This window comes from Sorangium sp. So ce836, from assembly GCF_028553905.1.
Lineage (GTDB): Bacteria > Myxococcota_A > Polyangia > Polyangiales > Polyangiaceae > Sorangium > Sorangium cellulosum_D.
Genome location: NZ_CP102233.1, coordinates 6,993,124 through 7,015,676, shown reverse-complemented (window position 1 = coordinate 7,015,676; position 22,553 = coordinate 6,993,124). Strand labels below are relative to the sequence as shown.

General features: G+C 70.2%; 13 protein-coding genes. 11 read left to right on the top strand and 2 right to left on the bottom strand.

Annotated elements, in window-relative coordinates; translation table 11 throughout:
- Positions 1-315 precede the first annotated feature (315 nt).
- The 4 genes from NQZ70_RS25470 (at position 316) to NQZ70_RS25455 (ending at position 10,677) form a co-directional block, all read left to right on the top strand.
- Positions 316-2,154, top strand: a complete 1,839-nt coding sequence (locus NQZ70_RS25470; RefSeq protein WP_129576513.1) for a CotH kinase family protein — start codon at positions 316-318, stop codon at positions 2,152-2,154.
- A 293-nt stretch (positions 2,155-2,447) separates the two neighbouring features.
- Positions 2,448-3,776 (top strand): vanadium-dependent haloperoxidase, encoded by a 1,329-nt coding sequence (locus NQZ70_RS25465; RefSeq protein ID WP_129576512.1) that lies wholly within the window; start codon positions 2,448-2,450, stop codon positions 3,774-3,776.
- A gap of 306 nt (positions 3,777-4,082) precedes the next feature.
- Positions 4,083-9,320 (top strand): AAA family ATPase, encoded by a 5,238-nt coding sequence (locus NQZ70_RS25460; protein WP_129576511.1) that lies wholly within the window; start codon positions 4,083-4,085, stop codon positions 9,318-9,320.
- A gap of 139 nt (positions 9,321-9,459) precedes the next feature.
- Positions 9,460-10,677, top strand: a complete 1,218-nt coding sequence (locus NQZ70_RS25455; RefSeq protein ID WP_129576510.1) for a PAS domain-containing protein — start codon at positions 9,460-9,462, stop codon at positions 10,675-10,677.
- A gap of 60 nt (positions 10,678-10,737) precedes the next feature.
- Here NQZ70_RS25455 and NQZ70_RS25450 read toward each other — a convergent pair whose 3' ends face one another.
- On the bottom strand, positions 10,738-12,039 hold the full coding sequence (locus tag NQZ70_RS25450) for a nucleotide sugar dehydrogenase (protein ID WP_129576509.1): 1,302 nt from the start codon (positions 12,037-12,039) through the stop codon (positions 10,738-10,740).
- Between the two features lie 110 nt (positions 12,040-12,149).
- Positions 12,150-13,970 (bottom strand): glutamine--fructose-6-phosphate transaminase (isomerizing), encoded by a 1,821-nt coding sequence (gene glmS / locus NQZ70_RS25445; protein ID WP_129576508.1) that lies wholly within the window; start codon positions 13,968-13,970, stop codon positions 12,150-12,152.
- A 475-nt stretch (positions 13,971-14,445) separates the two neighbouring features.
- Between glmS and glmM the strand changes: the two genes are divergently transcribed.
- The 7 genes from glmM to NQZ70_RS25410 are packed head-to-tail and all read left to right on the top strand — an operon-like array spanning position 14,446 to position 22,553.
- Positions 14,446-15,801: a phosphoglucosamine mutase gene (gene glmM, locus NQZ70_RS25440; RefSeq protein WP_129576507.1), complete on the top strand. Its 1,356-nt coding sequence runs from the start codon at positions 14,446-14,448 to the stop codon at positions 15,799-15,801.
- A gap of 23 nt (positions 15,802-15,824) precedes the next feature.
- Positions 15,825-17,009, top strand: a complete 1,185-nt coding sequence (locus NQZ70_RS25435) for a Gfo/Idh/MocA family protein (protein ID WP_165374152.1) — start codon at positions 15,825-15,827, stop codon at positions 17,007-17,009.
- On the top strand, positions 17,006-18,148 hold the full coding sequence (locus tag NQZ70_RS25430) for a DegT/DnrJ/EryC1/StrS aminotransferase family protein (RefSeq protein ID WP_129576505.1): 1,143 nt from the start codon (positions 17,006-17,008) through the stop codon (positions 18,146-18,148). The genes NQZ70_RS25435 and NQZ70_RS25430 overlap by 4 nt, the downstream gene beginning before the upstream one ends.
- A complete protein-coding gene (locus NQZ70_RS25425) occupies positions 18,145-19,254 on the top strand; it encodes a DegT/DnrJ/EryC1/StrS aminotransferase family protein (RefSeq protein WP_129576504.1) in 1,110 nt (369 codons plus the stop codon). Before NQZ70_RS25430 ends, NQZ70_RS25425 begins: the two co-directional genes overlap by 4 nt.
- Positions 19,247-20,116 carry a sugar phosphate isomerase/epimerase gene (locus tag NQZ70_RS25420; RefSeq protein WP_129576503.1) on the top strand — a complete coding sequence of 290 codons (870 nt, stop codon included), beginning with the start codon at positions 19,247-19,249 and terminating at the stop codon, positions 20,114-20,116. Before NQZ70_RS25425 ends, NQZ70_RS25420 begins: the two co-directional genes overlap by 8 nt.
- A complete protein-coding gene (locus tag NQZ70_RS25415) occupies positions 20,113-21,435 on the top strand; it encodes a M20/M25/M40 family metallo-hydrolase (protein WP_129576502.1) in 1,323 nt (440 codons plus the stop codon). Before NQZ70_RS25420 ends, NQZ70_RS25415 begins: the two co-directional genes overlap by 4 nt.
- Positions 21,432-22,553: an Ldh family oxidoreductase gene (locus tag NQZ70_RS25410; protein ID WP_129576501.1), complete on the top strand. Its 1,122-nt coding sequence runs from the start codon at positions 21,432-21,434 to the stop codon at positions 22,551-22,553. Before NQZ70_RS25415 ends, NQZ70_RS25410 begins: the two co-directional genes overlap by 4 nt.

Below are 22,553 nucleotides of genomic sequence, written 5' to 3'. Positions count from 1 at the left end.
CATCTCGCCTCGATGGCCCTCGTCGACCCCAGATCGCCAAAGCGGCGTGCGTGCCGGTCGCGTCGGCCGGCGCGCGCGCTGCGCTGCTGTGCGCGAGCGACCGCGCCGCCGTCCTGCAACGCGAAACGCCCAGCTCACCCCATGTGGAAAATTCCACCTCGGCTCCTGCAGAAAGCTCCACCTCACCCTGCCTGGAAATATTCACTTCCACCGCACCTTGGCCGGCTCCCAGCGCCGTCGGCGGACACATTTGTCACGCGATAGAAGCACGATTGACATAATATCGCCTCGGACCGCCGAGCTGAGGAGCGATCGATGAACTTACGGAGTCTGCGTTATCTCTTGCCTTTCGCCGCGCTGGCCGCCGCTCCCCTCGTGGGCTGCGGCGGATCCGAGGATCCCGGCGCATCCGGGGCCGGCGCCGGCGGGAGCGGCGGTGGAAGCGGCACCACCGGCACGGGCGGGAACGGCATGGGCGGCGACGGCACGGGCGGCGGCGGCACGGGCGGGAACGGCACGGGCGGGAACGGGGCCGGCGGAGACGGCGGCGCGGGCGGCAGCCCCAAGGATGGGCCCGATTACGACCGCGCGTTCCCGCAGGATCGGGTCCCCCGCATCGACATCACCATCGCGCCCGAGAAGTGGCAGGAGATGATCGACGACATGGTGTCGATGATCGGCGAGTTCGGCGCGCAGGGGCCCGGCGTATTCCAGCCGCCGCAGGAGTGGGTCGACGCCTGCAACGAGCTCGTGGCCGGCGACGAGTGCACGATCGAGCTCTTCGGGTCCCCCGCCGAGGGGACGTGCTCGGTGCTCCCCGGCGGCCTGACCTGCCTGCCGAAGCCGCAGGATCCCGGCGAGTTCGAGCCGCCGCAGGACTGGATCGACGCCTGCAACGATCTCGCGGCGTCCGACCCCTGCACGATCGACATCTTCGGGACCGAGACCCCGGGGACGTGCACCGAGGAAGAGGCCGGCCTGGCCTGCATGCCGGCCGGGCCGGGAGGGCCAGGGGGCGATCCCGGGCTCAGCAGCAGCGTCGACCTCATCCCGCGCTCGCCGGTCTACGTCGAGTGCGAGGTCGCCACCGAGGATCGGAAATGGGAGCACGTCGGCATCCGCCTCCGGGGCAACGCCAGCCTGCTCCTGCCCTGGGGGGCGGGTAACTGGAAGCTGCCGCTGCGCCTCAACTTCGACCGGTTCGAGGACGAGTATCCCGAGACCAAGAATCAGCGGTTCTACGGGTTCGACGGGCTGGCGTTCACCAGCAGCTACCTGGATCCGTCGCTCCTGCGCGAGAAGCTCGGCACCGACATCTTCGCCAAGGCGGGGATCCCCGCGCCCGCGACCGCGTTCTACCGGGTCTTCATCGATCACGGGGACGGACCGATCTACTTCGGGCTGTACACCGGTATCGAGGTCCCGTCGGACGACTCGTTCCTGGACAGGCACTTCGGCGGCCACAAGGGCAATGTCTACAAGCCCGACGGCACCGGCGCGCGGTGGGAGACGTGGGACCCCGACACCCTCGTCAAGCAGAACCACGAGGAGGAGGCCGATTTCTCGGACGCGCGCGCGCTGTTCGACGCGCTGCACGAAGACCGGACCGACGCCGCCGCTTGGCGCGCGGGGCTCGAGGCGCGCCTCGACGTCGACGGCTTCCTCCACTGGCTGGCGCTGAACACGGTGATCGAGGACTGGGACGTGTACGGCCGCCTGCCGCACAACTACTACCTCTACTCGGACCCGAACAAGGGCGGGCAATTCACGTGGATCCCGTGGGACCACACCTTCGCGTGGACGGACCCCGACTCGGCGGGGGCGATCGTCGGGCTGAAGGCGCTGCCCCTCGACATGTCCGAGGTGAGCGAGCAATGGCCGCTCATCCGTTACCTGCTCGACGACCCGGTCTACCTCGAGATCTACCGCGACTACGTGAGGCAGGCCGCAGAGGTGGAGTACGAGCCGGCCGCCGCCGAGGCGTGGTTCAAGGCGGCGCACGACCTCATCGCGCCGTACGTCGTGGGGCCGGAGGGCGAGATCGAGGGGCACACGCACCTCGCGTCGCCCGCGGACTTCGACAACGGCCTCGCCACGCTGATCGCTCACGCCAAGGGGCGCGCCGCGGACGTGGAGGCGTACCTGGCGCAGTGACGCGCCGGGCCGGATCGCCACCAGAATACAGCGTGCGTCCACGCAGGTGGTGCGCGCGTGTGCGCGCGACCGCCCGATTGCGGGGACCGCGTGCGAGGCCGCGGTGACGCAAAGAGAGCTCAAAAACGTCAACGTCGTGGATTGAATTTGCAGGTCGCGACGGACATCGTATGCACAGGATCGGGGGGGTCGCACACTTCGTGTGCGACGAATTACCTGATCTTGCCAGGGGGTGTTCGATGCTGTTGTCCGGACATGACCAAAAGGACGCGTGTACCCCACACAACACCGGCATGGGAGGGCGTAGATGGAAGGGGCTGCTCTCGGCGGCGATATCGGCCGCCGCGCTCGTGTGGTCCGAGGACGCCAGAGCCAACCAGGAGGTCCGCGACTGGAACACGGTGATGGCGCAGATGGAGCCGCTGACGGGGTTCTTCATGGCGTCGAGGCTCTCGGCGCTCCTGCACGTCTCGATTCATGACGCGCTCAACTCGATCCCCGAGGCCGCGCGCTACGAGACCTACCTGCCGCCCGTGGACGCCGAGGGGCCCGCCTCCCCCGAGGCGGCCCTGGCCGCGGCGGGGCGGACGATGCTGGCGACGTACATCGATTTCTACTCGAACCAGAGCCTCCCGCCGGAGTTCGCGAGCCCGGGCCTCCAGGACCTCTTGCCGATGGTGGAGGCCGTCTACGACGCGCAGCTCTCGGCGATCCCCGACGGCCCCGAGAAGGAGGAGGGCATCCGGATCGGCGAGGCGGCGGCGATCAACCTGTGGAACGAGCGCCTCGGCGACGGGTGGAACAACCCGGATGATCTCGAGTTCGAGTGGCCCGACAACGACGGCGACGGCGACCCGATGACCGGCCTGCCGGGGGAGTACGTCATGCTCGACCCGGCCGACACGTTCCCCGGCACGTCGCAGCCGTTCTTCTTCTGGTGGGGGGACATGACCCCCTGGACGATGCGGGACAACGACCAGTTCCTGCCCCCGCCGCCGCCCCGCCCCAGGAACGGCGCGTTCCGCAGGGACCTGGAGGAGACCCGCGCCTACGGCGCCGTGGACAGCGCCGTGCGCACCCCGCAGCAGGCCTTCGAGGCCCTCTGGTGGGAGGCCTGCGACGGGTTCGTCTTCAGCGGCACGTACGCGTTCACCCGCCAGCTCGTCTCGGACTTCGAGCTGGACAACTACGAGGCCGCGCGGGTGTTCGCGCTCGCGATGCTCACCCAGGCCGACGCCATGATCTCCAACGTGAACAGCAAGAATCACTACAACTTCTGGCGGCCGATCACCTCGATCAACGACTACCATCCGGGCTCGGACTGGAAGCCGCTCATGACCACCTCGCCGAACCAGGAATACCCCGCCGGCCACCCGATGGTGAGCGGCGCGACGCTCTACGCGCTGATGGAGTTCTTCGGCGGCGGCGACCTGGATGAGCCGCTCGTCGGGACGAACACGTGCGGAGACATCGTGTTCGACTCCCTCAAGGACGCCGTCGAGGGGGTGATCAACGCCCGCGTCTGGGGAGGCATCCACTACCGCGGCTCGGGCGAGGTCGGGGCCAGGACGGGCAAGAAGATCGCCAAGTACGTGCACCAGCGCTTCCTCGAGCCCCTGTAGGCCCGTCGCGCGGCGTGCTCAGCCGCTTCGGCGCCGCCGGACGGTGTGCCTTCATGCGCCGACACGACCTCATGATGGCACCGCTCGGAATGTTTTCGTTCCCACTTGTTTGAGCCAGGACAACCGGAATAGTATGGTCTCCTGACCAGGGGGCCTTGGTCTTGCCGGTTCGGACGCCGCCACGCGCTCGTGGCCGCCTGTAGTGTCTGTGGGCCTGGGTGATGTCTTCGCTCGGGGGATGCTACATCGGCCTCCAGCGCACGGGCAGCTTCGAGCCGGGCTCGATCGCGGGCGCGGGAGGTTTGAGTGAGCCGGTTCACAATCACGGAGGAGATCCAATCGGGTCTGGATACCGCTCTCTACCGCGGTTACCGCAATTCCGATCATGCGCCGATCTCGGTGAAGCTCCTCAAGCGCTCACACGAGAGCCCTCGAGAGGTCGCGAAGCTCCGCTACGAATACATGATGATGCGCGACCTCGGGCTGCCCGGGGTCGTCGCGGCGTACGGCCTGGAGCGGCACGAGAGCGGCCTCGCCCTCGTCATGGAGGACCTCGGCGGGCAGGCGCTCCACGACGTCGTCAAGGCGCAGCGGCTCGACCTCCGGACGGCGCTCAGGATCGCCGCCTCCGTCGCGGAGACCCTGGACGCGCTCCATCGCCGGCACGTCATCCACAAGGACATCAACCCCAGGAACATCCTCGTCAACGTGCGCACGGGCGCGGCGAGGCTGAGCGACCTCAGCGTCGCGACGCGCCTGTCCCAGGAGACCCAGCCGGCCCAGAGCCCTGACGCGATCGAGGTGAGCCTCGCCTATATGTCGCCGGAGCAGACCGGCCGGATGAATCGCACCCTCGATCACCGGACGGACCTCTACTCGCTCGGCGTCGTGATGTACGAGGCGCTCACGGGCCGCCTGCCGTTCCCGGCGTCGGACCCGATGGAGATCGTGCACAGCCACATCGCGAGGAGGCCGGCGCCGCCTCACGAGGTCTCGCCCGAGGTCCCGAGGGTGGTCTCGGACATCGTGATGAAGCTCCTCGCGAAGGCCGCGGAGGACCGCTACCAGGGCGCCTTCGGGCTCGCGGTCGACCTGAGGGAGTGCCTGGCGCAGATCGAGGCGAGCGGAGAGGTCGCGCCCTTCCCGCTGGGCCAGCGCGACCTCTCCGGCGAGCTCCACATCCCCCAGCGGCTCTACGGCCGCGAGGCCGAGACAAGGGATCTCCTGCTCGCGTTCGATCGCGTGGGCCAGGGCGGCGTCGAGCTGCTCCTGGTCGCCGGCTTCTCGGGCATCGGCAAATCGGTGCTCGTCAACGAGGTCCACAAGCCGATCGCGGCGCGGGGCGGCGCGTTCATCTCGGGCAAGTTCGACCTCCTGAACCGGAGCGTCCCGTACGCGCCGATCGCGAACGCCTTCGGGGACCTCATCCGGGGGCACCTCCAGGGCTCCGACGAGGAGCTCGCGGGCCTGAAGGAGCGGCTGCTCGCCGCGCTCGGGCCGAACGCGCAGCTCATGATCGACCTCATCCCGGAGCTCTCGGGCATCCTGGGGCCGCAGCCGGGCGTGCCGGAGCTCGGGCCCACCGAAGCGCAGAACCGGTTCGTCATCGTCTTCCAGAGCTTCCTCCGGGTCTTCGCCACGAGGGAGCGCCCGCTGGTGCTCTTCCTCGACGACCTGCAGTGGGCCGACTCGGCGTCGCTCCGGCTGCTCCAGGCCGTCCTCGCGAACCCGGAGAACGCGTATCTCCTCGTCCTCGGGGCGTACCGCGACAACGAGGTCGGCCCGGCCCACCCGCTCGCGCTGACGGTCGAGGAGATCAGGAAGGCGGGGGCGAAGCTCGGCGAGATCACGCTCAAGCCGCTCGCGCCGTCGACCGTCGCCCAGATCATCGCCGACACCTTCGCCACCGACACGGACCGGGTGGCGCCCCTCGCCGCGATCGTCTCCGAGAAGACGCAGGGCAACCCGTTCTTCATGAGCCAGCTCCTCGGGGCGCTCCACCGGGACAAGCTGATCGGCTTCAACGCGGGGACCGGAGCGTGGGAGTGGGATCTCGCGCGCATCCAGCAGGCGGACATCACGGACAACGTGGTCGTCCTCATGGTCGGCAAGATCCGGAAGCTCGCGCCCGGCACGCAGCGCATCCTGAAGCTCGCCGCGTGCATGGGCCACCAGTTCGAGCTGAGGACGCTGGCGATCATCCACGAGAAGACGCCCGCCGCGACGGCCGCCGATCTGTGGGAGGCGCTCCGCGAAGGGTACGTCGTGCCGCTCACGTCCGAGTACCGCTTTCTCCACGCGCCCAGGGGAGAGGACGTCGAGGACCAGCACGACCTCGAGGCGCTCCGGATCTCGTACAAGTTCTTGCACGACCGCGTCCAGCAGGCCGCTTACTCGATGATCGAGGAGGACCGCCGGCAAGAGGTCCACCTGCGGATCGGCAGGCTGCTCAGGAGATCTCGCGCGGACGAGGGGCACGTGGAAGACGTGTTCCAGATCGTCCACCACACGAACCTGGGCGCCGCGCTGATCGCCGAGCGCGGCGAGCAGGTGGACGTCGCGCGGCTGAACCTCGCGGCCGGCAAGCGGGCGAAGGCCGCGACCGCGTTCCAGACCGCGGTCGGGTATTTCCGGGCAGGCGCCGCGCTGCTCGGCGAGGCCGGGTGGGGAGACGAGTACGCGACGACGTTCGAGCTGTCCGCCGAGCTCGCCGAGGGCGAGTACCTGATCGGCCGCCACGAGGAGGCGGAGGCGCTCTTCGACGTCATCCTGCGCCGGGCGCGATCGACGCTCGAGCGCGCGCAGATCCTCAACCTGCGGGTCGTCCTCTACTGCATGCAGATCCGGTATGTCCAGGCCATGGAGGTCGGGCGCGCCGCGCTCGCGCTCCTCGGCATCCGCGTGCCGGAGGCGGAGGACGAGTGCCGGGCCGCGCTCGAGGCGGAGCTCGCGGCGGTGCGCGTGAACCTCGGCGGGCGCCGGATCCGCGAGCTCATCGACGCGCCGTCGATGACCGATCCCGAGCAGCTCATCGCGCTCAAGATCCTGGCGAACCTGTGGGGGGTGGCGTTCATCATCAACCCCGTGCTGCTCGCGCTGGTCTGCGTGATGCCGGCGAACATCTCCCTCAAGCACGGGCACTCGGAGGAGGCCGCCTTCGGATACCTGACCTACGGCTTCGTGCTGGCCACGCGCGGCGAGTACGACGCAGCCCACGAGTTCGGCCAGCTCGCGCTGGATCTCAACGAGAGATACAACAACATCTCGATCAAGTGCCGGCTCCACTACATGTTCGCGCTCAACGTGAGCTTCTGCAAGAAGTCGCTCCGTCTGTCGCTCGAGCATGCCCGGCGCGCCATGCGCGCAGGGCCCGAGTCGGGCGACCTGAACTATCTGTCGTATACCCTGTCGAACATCGTCTGGACGCGGATCGCCCTGGGCGACGAGCTCGGCGCCGTCGGCGAGGAGATCGAGAAGCTCCTCCTCCTTGTGCGGCAGACGTACAACGCGGCGAGCACGGCGAACGTGACGATCGGGCGGCAGCTCGTCGCCTGCCTCCGGGGACGCACGGCGGGTCTCCACTCCATCGGGGACGAGACGCTGGACGAGCCGGCCTTCGTGGACAGCATCGTGGCGCCAGAGCTCGTGAGCACGCTGTGCTGGTACGCCGCGGCCAAGCTCCGGCTGGCGCTGCTCGCCGAGGACTACGCCGGCGCGATCGAGATGGGGACCATCGCCGACCAGACGATCGGCGGGAGCGCGGGCCTCATCCTGTCGGTCGACATGGCGTTCCACCTGTGCCTCGCGATCCTGGCGCTGCCCCCGGCGCGGGCGGCCCGGGAGCCGCTCGGCGGCATGCTCGCCCGCTACCGGGGCAAGGTCTTCTCGTACGCCGCGGGCTGCCCCGAGAATTTCGAGCACAAGCGCCTCCTGATCGAGGCGGAGGAGGCGCGCGCCGCCGGGCGCCGGGTCGAGGCGATGGACCTTTACGACCGGTCGATCCAGGCGGCCAAGACGAACCGCTTCGTGCACGACGAGGCGCTCGCGAGCGAGCTCGCGGCCAGGTTCTACCTCGGCCTCGGCCGGGACAAGGTCGCCGGCGTCTACATGACCGAGGCCCACCGGTGCTACCGCGCGTGGGGCGCGTCCGCGAAGGTGGCGCAGCTCGAGGGGCGATACGGCGCCCTCCTCGCCGCGCGCGCCCCCTCGGCGTCGGAGCGGCTCGGGCTGCCGGCGGGGCCGTCGGCGATCGATCTGATGGCGGTCATCAAGGCGTCCCAGGCGCTCTCCGACGAGATCGACCTGGAGCGGCTGCTCCAGAAGCTCATGAGGATCACGATCGAGAACGCGGGCGCCGAGAAGGGGTACCTGCTCCGGGATCAGGCGGGGACGCTGCTCCTCGAGGCGGAGGCGTCCGCCGCCGGCACGGTGGTGAGCGTCTGCAGCCCCGCGGCGCCGCTGCCTTCGTCGGCCGCGCCCATGACCCTGCTCGGGCATGTCCGGCGGGCGAGAGAGCGCGTCGTGCTCGACTATGCTGCGGGCGAGCCGCGGTTCGCGGACGACGAGTACGTGCGGCTGAACCGGCCGAAGTCGGTGCTGTGCATCCCGCTCCTGCGGCAAGCGGCGCTCGTGGGTCTCCTTTACCTGGAGAACAACCTGACCGCCGGTGCGTTCACGCCGGAGCGGGCGCTGACGCTGGATCTCCTGGCGTCGCAGGCCGCGAGCTCGCTGGAGCACGCGCGGCTCTACGCGGCGCTGTCGAGGGAGAACGCCGAGCGCCGGCGGGCGGAGGAGGCGCTCCGGGAGCTCAACAGCGAGCTGGAGCTCCGGATCCAGCAGCGGACGGCGCAGCTGCGGGTGGCCAACAAGGAGCTGGAGGCGTTCAGCCACTCCGTCTCGCACGACCTGCGCGCGCCGCTCCGGGTCATCGACGGGTTCAGCCTCGCGCTGCTCGAGGATTACGGCGACAAGCTCGACGAGGAGGCACGCGACTTGCTCTCGCAGGTGCGCCGGGGGAGCCAGCGGATGTCGGAGCTCATCGATGACATGCTCAGGCTGTCGCGCGTGACGCGCGCCGAGATGCAGCGCGAGCGCGTCGACATGAGCGCGCTCGCGCGCGAGGTGCTCGCCGCGCTGCAGCGGCCAGAGCCGGATCGCGCCGTGGAGTGCGTGGTCGCCGAGGGCGTGGCGGCGGACGGCGACCCTCAGCTGCTCAGGATCGTGCTGGAGAACCTGCTCGGCAACGCGTGGAAGTTCACGAGCAAGCGGGCGGACGCGCGGATCGAGCTCGGGCAGATGGAGGGTGGGCAGGAGGAGCAGCGGGGCGGCCGCGCGACGTATTTCGTGCGCGACAACGGGGCCGGGTTCGACATGAAGTACGCCGCGAAGCTGTTCGGCACGTTCCAGCGCCTGCACACCGAGGAGGAGTTCGCGGGGACCGGCGTCGGCCTCGCGACCGTACATCGCATCGTCGAGCGCCATGGAGGCCGCATCTGGGCCGAGGGCGCCGTCGGCCAGGGAGCGACGTTTTATTTCACGCTCTAGGCCAGGATCTCATCTGTTCGCGAGGAACGCCATGAACCACGGAACGAACCCCCTCGTCGATGACAACGCGCGGGCCGCTCGCGCGGGCCACGACCACCCTCGGATGAACGCGGTCGCGCGGCCGGGGAGCGCGTCCTAGATGGGCGCGCCGCTGCGCGTCCTCCTGGTCGAGGACTCCGAGCAAGACGCGCGGCTGATCCTGCGCGAGCTCAAGCGGGGGAGCTACGATCCGTCGCACGAGCGGGTGCACACGCCCGAGGGGATGACCGAGGCGCTCTCGCGGCAGGCGTACGACGTCGTGCTCTGCGATCACAGCATGCCCCGGTTCGACTCGCTGGCGGCGCTGCGCATGATCAAGGAGCGCGGGCTGGAGCTGCCCTTCATCATCGTCTCGGGCAGCATCGGTGAGACGACCGTCGCCGAGGTCATGCGAGCCGGCGCGAACGATTACGTCCTGAAGAGCGAGCTCAGGCGCCTCGCCACCGCGATCGAGCGCTCGCTGCGCGACGTGGCGGAGCGGGCGGAGCGCCGGCGCGCCGAGATGGCCCTCAAGGAGAGCGAGGAGCGGTTCGCCCTGGCCGTGCAAGGCTCGCGCGACGGGCTCTGGGACTGGAACCTGGCCGCCGGGGGCGCCTATTACTCCGAGCGCTTCAAGGACATCCTCGGCTGTCGGGACGGCGAGCTCGGCGATTCTATCGAGTCCTTCCTGCGCCTCGTCGGCGAGGAGGACAGGGACCTGGTGGAGGCCGCGCTCCGCGGCCACCTGGATCGGCGCGCGCCGTACGACGTGGAGTTCCGGCGCCGCACCGACGCGGGCGAGCTGCGCTGGCTCTGCTCGCGCGGGCAGGCGCTCTGGGACGAGCAGGGGAGGGCCACGCGCATGGCGGGCTCGCTCAGCGACATCACCGCGCGCAAGCGGGCGGAGGCGGTGCTCCTGGACAAGCTCGACATCATCGAGCGGCAGCAGGAGGCGATCCGCCAGCTCTCGACGCCGATCATCGAGGTCTGGGAGGGCGTGATCACCATGCCGGTGTTCGGGTCCGTCGACGAGCGCCGCGCCGAGCAGATGATGGAGGTGCTGCTCCAGGCGATCATGCGCACCCGCTGCCGCTCGGCCATCATCGACCTGACCGGCGCCGACGGGCTCGACCACCGCACGGGCGATCACATCGTGAGGCTCGTCCGCGCCGTCGAGCTCCTCGGGGTGCGCGGGATCGTGGTGGGCATCCGGCCCGAGGTGGCGCAGACCATCGTGTCGCTCGGCGTGGATCTCTCGAGGATCGTCACCCTCGCGAACCTCCGGGACGCCCTGGTTCGCTGCATGCAGGGCCCCGCGCGGAGGGAGCGGCGGCCCTGAGCTGTCGCGGGGAGGGCCGCTCGTCGACCTCCTGGAAGACCCGCTCAGGTTCGCCCCGGCCTACAGGCGCACCACCTTGGACTTGTCGCCGTCCAGCGTCCGCAGCGCGTCCCGCGTGTCGACGATGAGCCTCGACTCCGAGAGCATTCGGGCATAGTCGGTGTCGGAGTGGTCGGTGACGACCACCACCGCGTCATAGCGTCCGTAGTCGACGCTCGGGCATACGCTCCTCATCTCCAGCCCGTGCTCGCGGACCTCGGGCACGTGCCGATCGACGTAGTCGACCTCGGCCCCCAGGCCGCGCAGGCCGTGGATCACGTCGATCGCCGGCGACTCGCGGTAATCGGCGACGTCCTTCTTGTAGGCCACGCCCGAGACGAGCACCTTCGCGCCGTTCGCCGGCACCCGGTGCCGGTTGAGCGACTCGTGCACCAGGGAGACGACCTCGCCCGGCATCGCGCTGTTGATGCTGTCCGCGACATCGATGAACCGCGCCTGGTACTTGAGGCCGCGCATGCGCCAGGACAGGTAGAGCGGATCGATGGGAATGCAGTGCCCGCCGAGCCCCGGCCCCGGGTAGAAGGGCATGAAGCCGAAGGGCTTCGTCGCCGCCGCGCGGATCACCTCCCACACGTCGACGCCGAGCCGCCGCGACATCAGCGCGACCTCGTTCACGAGGCCGATGTTCACGGCGCGGAACGTGTTTTCGAAGAGCTTGACCATCTCGGCCGTGTCGGTGCTGCAGACCGGCACGAGGGTGTCGATGATCGCCCCATAGAGGGCCCTCCCCACGGCGAGGCACGCCGGCGTCATTCCGCCGATGACCTTGGGCGTGTTGCGCGTCTTCCACCGCGCATTGCCCGGATCCACGCGCTCGGGGCTGAAGGCGACGAACACGTCCTTGCCGAGCTCGTAGACCCCGCGCGTCAGCGTTGGCGCGAGCACCTCGCGCGTCGTGCCCGGGTAGGTCGTCGACTCCAGCACGATCAGCATCTCGGCGTGCTGCCGCTCCGCGATCTCCTCCATCGCCTGGGTGACGAAGCTCATGTCCGGATCCTTGTTCTTGCTCAGCGGCGTCGGCACGCAGACGACGACGGCGTCCGCGGTGCCCAAGACGTCCAGATCGGCGGACGCCGTGAGCTTCCCGGTGGCGATGAGCGGCTCGAGCTCCGCGGAGCGGATGTCGTCGATATACGATTCGCCGCGGCCGAGCCGGCGCACCTTTTCGGGATCCTTGTCATAGCCCGTCACGGCGAAGCCCGCCCTGGCGAGCTCGACCGCGAGCGGCAAGCCGACGTAGCCCACACCCACCACCACCACGTTCGCGTCGCGGCGCTCGATCTTCCTGAGGAGTCTTTCCATATCTCGGTCTCTCTGTTTGGTTCATTCGATGCTGGCGCGCGGGCGGCGCGGCGCTGCCCGTCGGCGCGATCGCCTCGCCTCACGGGCGCGATCAGGTTGGGGTTGTCGCCTCACTCGACCGTGACGCTCTTGGCGAGGTTGCGAGGCTTGTCGACGTCCCTCCCGAGGAGGGACGCGACATGGTACGCGAGGAGCTGCAGAGCCACGGCGTTCACCACAGGGCTCAGCAGCTCGTCGGTGCGAGGGAGCCGGATCAGGTCGTCCGCATAAGAGGCGGCCTCCGTGTCTCCATCGTTGACGAGGGCGATGACCCGCCCGGAGCGCGCCCTGACCTCCTGGATGTTGCTGAGGACCTTCTCGAGGAGGGAGCACTCGGTCGCGATGACGACCACGGGGAGGCCTTCGTCGACGATGGAGATCGGGCCGTGCTTCATCTCCCCGGCGGCGTGCGCTTCGGCGTAGACGTAGCTCAGCTCCTTCAGCTTGAGGGCGCCTTCGAGCGCGCTCGGGGCGTTCACGCCGCGGCCCAGGAACAGCCAGCCGCGGGCGTCCCTGTACTTGGCGGCGATCCGCTCGATCTCCGCGACGCGCGCCGCGTCGAGCGCCTCGTCGACGACGCGCGGCAGGTCGCGGAGCTCGGCGGAGAGCTGGGCCGCGCGCGCGGCGCTCACGACCCCGCGCGCCTGGCCGAGCCAGAGGGCGAACAGGAACAGCGCGCAGAGCTGGGCGGTGTACGCCTTGGTGCTGGCGACGCCGATCTCCGGCCCGGCGTGGACGTAGAGGACCTCGTGCGCCTCGCGGGTCATGCTGCTCCCCTGGACATTGATGATGCCGAGCGTCTTCGCGCCGAGCCGCTTCGCCTCGCGGAGGGCCTCGAGGGTATCCATGGTCTCGCCGGATTGGCTGATGGCGATCACCAGCGTCCGCTCGTCGACGATCGGCTGGCGATACCGATATTCGCTCGCGATGTCGACCTCGACCTGCACCCGGGCGAGCCGCTCGATGAGGTGCTCACCGACGAGGCCAGCGTGGTACGCGGTGCCGCATCCGATGATCTGGACGCGATCGATCGAGGAAGGGTCGAGGCGCAGATCGAGCCGCGCCTCGCCGGCGCCGCCGCGCAGGCCGCCCGCGATGGTCTGCGCGAGGACCCGGGGCTGCTCGTGGATCTCCTTGAGCATGAACGTATCGCAGTCGCCCTTCTCGGCGGCCTCGGCGCTCCAGTCGACGACGGTGGGGGGGCGCGCGCGCGGCCTTCCCCCGAGATCCGTGACGTCGTAGCTCTGGCTGCGCAGGACGACGAGATCGCCGTCCTCGAGGAATACCACGCGGCGGGTGTACGGGAGCAGCGCCAGCACATCCGACGCGAGGAACATCTCGCCGTCTCCGACGCCGATCACGAGGGGGCTGACGCTGCGGGCCGCGACGATCTCCTCGTGCTCGGCGTGCGCGACGACGATGGCGTACGCGCCGCGCACCTCCGTGAGGGCCGCGCGGACGGCGCCCGCGAGGTCTCCCCGGTACCTCTCCTTGATGAGGTGCGCGAGGACCTCGGAGTCGGTCTCGGAGCGGAACGCGTGGCCCTGGGCGGCGAGCCGCTCCTTGAGCAGGCGGTAGTTCTCGATGATCCCGTTATGGCTGATGACGACGGTTCCATCCTCACTGGCGTGAGGGTGAGCGTTGCGGTCGTCGGGCGCGCCGTGCGTCGCCCACCGGGTGTGACCGAGGCCGAGCATCCCGCGGACAGAGCGCAGCTCCAGCTCTCGCGCGAGGCCCGCGAGCGGCCCGCCCTTCTTGTAGACCTCGATACCCGTCACGGTGCGAATCGCGAGGCCCGCGCCGTCATGGCCGCGATACTCGATCCGGGCGAGCTTTTCGAGGAGCACTTCCTTTGCGTCACGATAACCCACATAGCCAACGATTCCACACATGGTTTGCACCCGATGACGCGGAGGCGCCTCACATCACAGGACGCGTCGTGAAGCGATGGACCGCTGTTCGTCCGAGGGCGCTTGCACCCGTCGTGCCATCCCGCGCATTTCGACGAGGACCGTGCCTGGACCTGGCCGCGCGACGGACAGGCGGACATGACCGCGGACGCCGCGCAAGGTGGGGTTGCGCGACCACGCCAATCGTTGCTCGCCGCCGCGCGCTCCTGTCAGGCGGCTCGCGTGGAATGCGAGCGCGTCGGCCCTCCGATCCAGCTGGACTCGCGACGGCCGCGCCCGACATCGGCACGCGGCACGGCCGTTGCTGAAGGCACGGGGCAAGAGGCCAGCGCGCCTGCGCAGGATGAGCCATCCAGCAGGGGAATCGGGCGCGCGCCGAGCAAGCTCGCCGTCCGGCGCGCCTGCTTTCGAACGAGCTCTCCGCACGCGCGGAGGGCTCGCGGAGAGGTGGAACTACATGGGAAAATACTTCGGCACCGACGGCGTTCGCGGTATCGCAAACCTGGAATTGACGCCAGAGCTCGCCTTCCGGCTCGGTCGCTGCGGCGGCCACGCGCTGGCGGGCGAGGCGAGCGGCGCGACCTTCGTCGTCGGGCGCGATACCCGCGTCTCCAGCCCCATGCTGGAGGCGGCGGTCGTCGCTGGGCTCTCGTCCATCGGTGCTTCCGTCATCCATCTCGGCGTCGTGACGACGCCGGCCGTCGCGTACCTCACCAGGCACTTCGGCGCGAGGGCAGGGGTCATGATCTCGGCGTCTCACAATCCAGCCGAGGACAACGGCGTCAAATTCTTCGGCGCGGACGGCTTCAAGCTGCCGGACGGGATGGAACAGGCGATCGAGCAGCTGCTCGACGCGCCGGAGGACAGGCTGCCACGCCCGGTCGGCGGACAGCTCCGCGCGACGTCGGTCGACGTACAGGCGACGGAGGCGTACCTGCGCCACCTGAAGGCGGCCGTGCCGGCGCGCCTCGACGGGGCGCGGGTCGTGCTCGATTGCGCCAACGGGGGCGCGCATGAGCTCGCGCCCCGCGTCTTCCGGGAGCTCGGCGCGGACGTGGTCGCGATCGGGGTGGCGCCCAACGGATTGAACATCAATGACGCGTGTGGCTCGCTGCACGTCGAGGCGCTGCGAAGAGAGGTCTTGCGGAGCGGCGCGCAGCTGGGGCTGTCCTTCGACGGCGACGCGGACCGGCTGGTGGCCGTCGACGAGCTCGGTGCGGCGGTCGATGGTGATGAGATCCTGTATGTCTGCGCGTCGGCCGCGACGCGAGAGCGCCGGCTGGCGAACGACACGATCGTGACGACGGTGATGAGCAATGCGGGGCTCGCGCAGGCGGCCGGCAAGCTCGGCGTCGCGACGAAGCGGACCGAGGTGGGGGACCGCCACGTCATCGCAGAGATGCGGCGCGGCGGCTACAACCTGGGCGGCGAGCCGTCAGGGCACATCGTCTGGCTGGACCACGCGACGACCGGGGACGGGATCTTGTCGGGGCTCTTGTTGCTCGACGTCGTGAGGCGGACGGGCCGTCGGCTCAGCGAGCTGACACGACCGTTCGAGAGGCTCCCGCAGGTTCGCGCCGACGTGATGGTCGCCGACAGGAACGGGCTGAGGAGCAATCCGACGATCGCCGCGGTCGTCGGCAGGGTGGAGCGAGAGCTCGGCGCCGCCGGGCGCATGGTGGTCCGCGCGTCCGGGACCGAGCCGGTCGTCCGCATCATGGCGGAAGGCCCGGAGCAGCCTCGGCTCGAGGCGTACGTCAAGGAGCTCGCCGACGTGATCGCGCGCGAGCTGTCGTGTTCGCTGAACGCATGAGCGCGCACGACCAGGAGCGAAATATGTTTCAGCAGTTGATTGTTGGGTTCGGCAAGGCAGGCCGAGATCTGCACCTGACCTGCCTGCACAAGGCGCGACGCCGACCGGAGGGGCGAGGGCTCTTCGATGATCGCATCGGCGTCGTCGATCCGCTCGTCGCCTCGGGCGCCGCGCTCCAGGGCGCGGCCGGCCTCCCGGCCTATGCCTCGATCGCCGACGCGCGCAGCGCCTTCGATCCGCGGCGCACGGTGGTCCACATCTGCACGGGGCCGTCGGAGCACTACCCGGTGTTCGTCGCGGCCGTCTCCGCCGGCTTCCGCCGCTTCGTCGTGGAGAAGCCGTTCACCATCCATGTCTCCGACGCGCGCGAGATCCTCGCCCTCCAGCGGGAGGCCGGCCTCGACGTCGCCGTCGTCAGCAACTGGCTCTCGAGCCCGGTGACGGCGCGCCTCAAGGCGATCATCGACGGCCGCGAGCTCGGCGCGCTCGAGCGGATGGTCATCGAGAGCAGCAAGCCGCGCATCAGCCGCACGCTGGCCAACAGCAGCCACCAGACCGCCTTCGACGTCGAGATGCCTCACCAGGTCGCGCTGGCGCTCGCCCTCGGCGGTACCGAGGCCGCGGTCCTCCACGCCGAGTGCACCGATCTCTCCTCCGCCTCGGGCACCGTGCCTCACATGGGCGGCGCGACCATCGCCACGACGCACGGCGATCGCGTGGCCGCGGTCTGCCACTCCGATCTCGGCTGCCCGATGCGCAAGCGCGACGTCATCCTCGAGCTCGAGCGCGGAACGGTCATCGGATATTACCAGACGGGCGCCGACGACAACCACGCCTGGGTCAAGCGCTTCAGCGGCGACGGCCGCCTCGTCGCGACGGACGTGTACGAGGACGACCCGCTGAGCACCTGCTTCATCGAATACTATCGTCATTTCGCCGCTCAGGGGCCGGAGCCGCTGAGCAGCGTGGAGTTCAACACGGCGGTGGTGGACGTCATCGCCCGCGCCAAGGTCCTGAGCGGCCTCCTCCATCCGGCCGGCGCGCCGGACGCCGTCCTGCGCGGCGCGGGGAGGTCGCGACCGCGCGCGGGCGCAGGCGCACCTGCCGCCTGCTCGGATCTCGCCGCCGAGCTCTCGTCCGGCGCCGCCCGGGCGCTCATGCCACCGCCCGCCGCGACGCGGGGTTTCAAGCAACGGAGTCGTACATGACATCAGCTATCCCGTTTTACACGTGCGCGGCGTCGCTCGAGCGGCAACGCGGCGAGATCGACGCCCTGATCGACGAGCTCTTCGCCGTCGGGTCGTTCACCGACGGCGCGCTCGTCCGTCGCCTCGAGCGACGCATCGCCCTCTTCACGGAGGCGCGCCACGCGATCGCCTGCGGCAACGCCACCGACGCCCTCACCATCATGCTCATGGCCGCGGGCGTCGGGGCCGGCGACGAGGTCATCGTCCCTTCGTTCAGCTTCTTCGCGTCCGCGTCTTCCATCGCGCACGCGGGGGCCAAGCCGGTCTTCGTCGATATCGATCCGGTCACGTACGCGATGGATCCAACCCAGGTCTCCGCGGCCATCACGCCGCACACCAGGGCCGTCATGCCGGTCCACCTGTTCACGCAGATGGCCGATATGGCCGTCATCGCCGACGTCGCCCGTCGCCACGGGCTGCTCGTCCTCGAGGACAGCGCGGAGGGCATCGGGATGTGGCTCGGCGGCAAGCACGCCGGCCTCATCGGCGACGCCGGGGTCCTGTCGTTCTTCCCGACCAAGACGCTGGGGGCGCTCGGCGACGCCGGCATGGTCCTCACGAACGACGACCGGCTCGCCGAGGCCGCCCGCATGCTCCGCAGCCACGGCCAGAGGGATGGCGAGCCCCAGGTCTATCACCGCCTCGGCTTCAACAGCCGCATGGACAGCCTCCAGGCGGCGATCCTCCTGGCGCGCCTCGGGCGCTTGCCCGAGGACATCGCCAGGCGCGCCGAGCTCGCCGCCCTGTACGATCGCGGCCTCGCCGGCCTCTCGCCCAGCGTCTCGACGCCGCGCGTCCGGTGCCGCCCCGAGCGCGCGAGCCCTGTCTACTATGTCTATCTGATCGAATGCGAGCAGCGCGACGCGCTCGCGCGCCACCTCGCCGACGAGGGGATCGGGACCGAGACCTACTACCCTGTGCCGCTGCACCTGCAGCCTTGTTTTCACGGCCTCGGCTACGCGCGCGGAGACATGCCCGTCGCGGAGCGCGCCTGCACCCGCACCCTCGGCCTCCCGATGTATCCGGACATGACGGCTGCCCACGTCGAGCGCGTCTGCGCCGCCATCGCCGATTTCTTCCAGCGCGGAGGGGTGCGATGAAGGTCGCGTACTTCGATGACGCGAGGCGCTTCGGCGCCGACGCGGCGCTCGTCAAGCGGCTCGTGGCCGAGGTGGGCAACTCGGGAGCGTTCATCCTGAAACAGCGCGTCTCCGCGCTCGAGGAGGCCATCAAGGGCCAGACCGGCGCCGCCCACGCCGTCGCCGTCTCCAACGGCACGGACGCGCTGCTCATCGCGCTGGCGTCCCTCGGCGTCGGCCCGGGCGTCGACGTGCTGACGCCCGCCTTCTCGTTCATCTCCACGGCGAGCGCCCCGGCCCTCCTGCGTGCCCGCCCGGTCTTCGTCGACGTGAACCCCGATACAGGCACCATCGCCGCCGATGAGCTCGCGCGGCGGCGCACGCCGGAATCGAAGGTCGTCATCGCCGCCCATCTCTTCTCCTCGCTCGCCGCGATGGCCGACGTCCAGGCCGCCGCGAGGGCGCTCGGCCTCCGCGTCCTGGAGGACAGCGCCGTCGCGCTCGGCGCGAGGACCGCGGGTGTTCCCGCGGGGCTCGCGGGCGACATCGGCCTCTATTCCTTCTTTCCCGCGAAGCCCCTCGGCGGCATCGGCGACGCCGGCATGATCGTGTCCAACGACGCCGCGCTCGGCGACATGTGCCGGCGGCTGCGCAACCACGGCCAGGATGGCGTCACGCGCTTTCTGCATCACCACCTGGGATGGAACCACCGGATGGATGAAATCATGGCCGCGTACCTCACGGCGAAGCTCGCGCGGCTGCCCGCGCTGCACGCGCGCCGCCGCGCCATCGGCGAGCGCTACGACGCCGAGCTCGGAAAGCTCGGCGCCGGGATCAGGCCGCTCGCGTCCGCGCCGGGCGAGCGCGTGTTCTATACCTACGTGATCCGCGCCCAGCGCCGTGACGCGCTCCGCGCGCACCTCTTCGAGCGCGGCGTCGAGACCCAGCTCTACTACCCGGTGCCCCTGCACCTGCAGCCGTGCTTTGCCCACCTCGGGCACGAGGCAGGCGACTTCCCCGGTGCCGAGACGCTCTCGCGCGAGGCGCTGGCGCTGCCCCTCTATCCGGAGATGACCGACGCGGAGGCGGATCACGTCATCTCCGCGGTCAGGAGCTTCCATGCGTGAGGCGTCTGATGTGCTCCTCGCCGGCGTGGGCGATGAGGCCTCTCGGGACCTCGACGGCCAGCTCGAGGCGCTGCGCCGCCTCGGCTTTCGGGGCATCGAGCTCCGCAGCCTGGACGGCGTCGCCGTCGCCGACGTCGACCCCGCGCGCTTCGCCGCCGCCGCGCGGCGCATCGCGGACGACGGGGTGAACGTCGTGGCCTTGGCGAGCCGGATAGGCGGCTGGGCGCGCCCGATCTCCGGGCCCTTCGGCCGCGACCTGGGAGAGCTCAGGATCCTCGCCGACCGCGCCCACGCGCTCGGCTGCAGGTTCATCCGCATCATGTCCTATCCGAACCAGGGGCTCGATGGCGCCGGCTGGCGTCGCGAAGCCATGCGCCGGGTCGCCGCGCTCGTCGAGCTCGCCGCGGAGCTCGACGTCACGCTCCTCCACGAGAACTGCTCGGGCTGGGCCTCCCAGGGCGTGGAGCAAACCCTCGCGATGCTGCGCGAGATAACGAGCCCCCATCTGGGGCTCCTGTTCGACGTCGGTAACGCGCGCTTCGCGGGTCAGGACCCCGTCGCGTTCCTCGGTCGCGTTCTCCCGCACGTGCGCCACGTCCACGTCAAGGATGTTGTTCAGGACGCCGACGGAGCCGCCCAGTTCACCTGGCCGGGCGAAGGTGAAGCCCGGCTCGCCGAGTGCCTCTCGATGCTCCAGGCGGCGGGCTACGCCGGCGCCATCGCCATCGAGCCGCACCTGGCCCACATCCCTCATCTCGGCGTCACCGCCGACACAGCCACGCTGCGCGAGAGCTTCGTCGAGTTCGGCCGCCGCTTCGAGCGCATCGCCCGGGCGGTCTGGCGAGCAGGGGAGAGCCAATGAACGATCCGCGGACCCGTTTCACCCCCGAGCACCTGGAGCACCTCCTCGGCTTGCTCGCGATCGACACGATCAGCCCCATGGAGACCGGCGCGCCGAGCGCCATCCCGGACGCGCAGCGGGCCTTCAGCGACTTCGCGGCTTCCCGCGGCTTCAGCGAGGTTTTCCTGGGCGCTCCCTGCGCTGCGCTCCTGACCGGCGCCCACGTCCCCGTCTCCGTGCGTGAGGTGGCCGCGAGGATGGGCGGCGCGTTCCTCTCGTCGCAGCCGAACCTGGTCCTCCGCGCCGGCGCCGAACGTCCGGCGGCTCGCACCCTGATGTTCAACCTCCACATGGACACGGTCGCCGGGCACGTCCCCGTCGCGTGCGAGGGCGGGATCGTCACCGGCCGCGGCGCCGTCGACATGAAAGGCCCCGGCGTCGCGGTGCTCGCCGGCATCGAGGCGGCCATTCGACAGGATCCCCGGCTCGCGGGCGAGATCCAGGTGCTCGTCCAGTCGGTGGCCGGCGAGGAAGGCGGCGCCATGGGCGTTTACGGGACGAAGGCCCTCGTGGACCTCGGCTATGTCGGCCGATTGAACGTCTTCGCCGAACCGAGCGAGGGCTACTTCTTCGACCGTTCGACCACGTCGATGACCGCCCGCGTGTCGGTCGATGGGGTCGGCTCGACCGACGACGCGCCCCACGCAGGCCAGAACGCCACGGTCATCCTCGCCGCCGTCGCCATGCGGTTCGCCCGCGATCTCGTTGCGGACGTCCGTCGCATCGGCGGCAAGACCTGTGTCGCCGGCATCCACACCGGCAGGATGCATAACCGGGTTTACGGCGAGGGGGCGCTGCTCGTCAACTTCGCGTACTCCACGATGGCCCAGGCCGCGGCGATCGAGGAGGCGACCGAGATCCGCTTCGCGGAGGCCCTGCAGGGCCTCGCGACCGATTTCGCCGATTCCGAGATCCTCGGCGCGACGGCCTCGGCCGCGCGCGCCGTGACGCGCCTCGAATGGCTGAAGCGGCGCCTCCCGACGCTCGACAACCGCGATGGGGCCATGAGTCGCGTCCTCGCGGCAGCCGGCATCGGCCGGACGCCGCCCGCGCTCGCGCATCGCGCGTTCACCTGCGACGCCCTGTGGGCGCAATGCCCCGACGCCTACACGGTCGTCTACGGCCCTGGCAGCCTGGAGCACAACCGCGCGCACGCCGACGGCGAGTTCATCGCCGTCGCCGACCTCGAGCGGTTCGCCCGCGAGGTCGAGGCCATCGTCCTGGCGTTCGGCGACCACTGTCGCGGCGACGCCGCGCTTCTCGACGAGGAATCGATATGAGCAAGCTGAGCATCTCCCTGGACGAGCTGCGGCGCTTCGCGGCCGAGGCCCTGACCCGGGCCGGCCTCGCGCCGGCGCATGCCCGCATCGCGGCCGAGCCGCTCGTCTACGCGGACAGGAAGGGCTTCGATACCCACGGCATCGCCAATCTCGGCCGCATCTACGTGGCCAAGCTGAAGAGCGGCCGCATCCGCGGCGACGCCGAGCCGCGCATCCTCGAGGAGGGGGGCGCCACGGCGCTCATCGATGGTCAGGACGGCCTCGGCCTCGTGACCGGCGTCAAGGCGATGCGCCTCGCGATGGACAAGGCGTCGGCGTCCGGCGTCGGCGCCGTCGCCGTGCGCCGCAGCTCCCATTTCGGCCCGGCCGGCTACTACGCCGAGCTCGCGCTCGAGCGCGGCATGGTCGGTATCGCCATGTCGAACCTCGGCTCTCAGACGATCGCTCGCCCGCCTCATGGCGGCGTGAAGATCGTCGGGACCAACCCGATCTGCCTCGCCGCCCCCGGCGGGGAGATGCCGGCCTTCGTCCTGGATATGAGCACGACCGTCGTCTCGACCGGCAGGGTCCGCGCCGCGGCCCGCCAGGGCGAGCGCATCCCCGAAGGCTGGCTCGTCGACGAGCACGGCGCTCCGGTCACGGATCCGGCCGCGTACGACGCCGGGACGGGGCACCTCCAGCTGCTCGGCGGCCAGCCCGAGACCGGCGGGTGGAAGGGCCTGGGCCTGGCCCTTTGGGTGGATATCCTTTGCGGCGCCCTCGCCGGCGCCGCGGCCGGCCCGGATCCAGACCTCTTCGGCCCCTCGGGCGAGGCCCGTTCGCGCGACGATCGCGACGTCGGCCACTTCTTCCTCGCCCTGGACATCCGCCGCTTCGGTGAGCTGTCGGAGTTCCGGCGGCGAATGGACCGGATCCTCGCTGGCGTCGTCGAGTGCCCCGCCAACGGGCCGGGACGGCGCGTCACTTACCCTGGATATCTGGAGCACGAGCGCCGCCGCGCCCTGCGCGTCGACGCGGTGAGCGTGGACTCCGACCTGCTCGCGGCGCTCGGCCAGCTGGCCCGTGAACTGGGGATCAAGCCCCTCGAGACCCTCGTCGAAGAAGGAGATGCAGCGTGA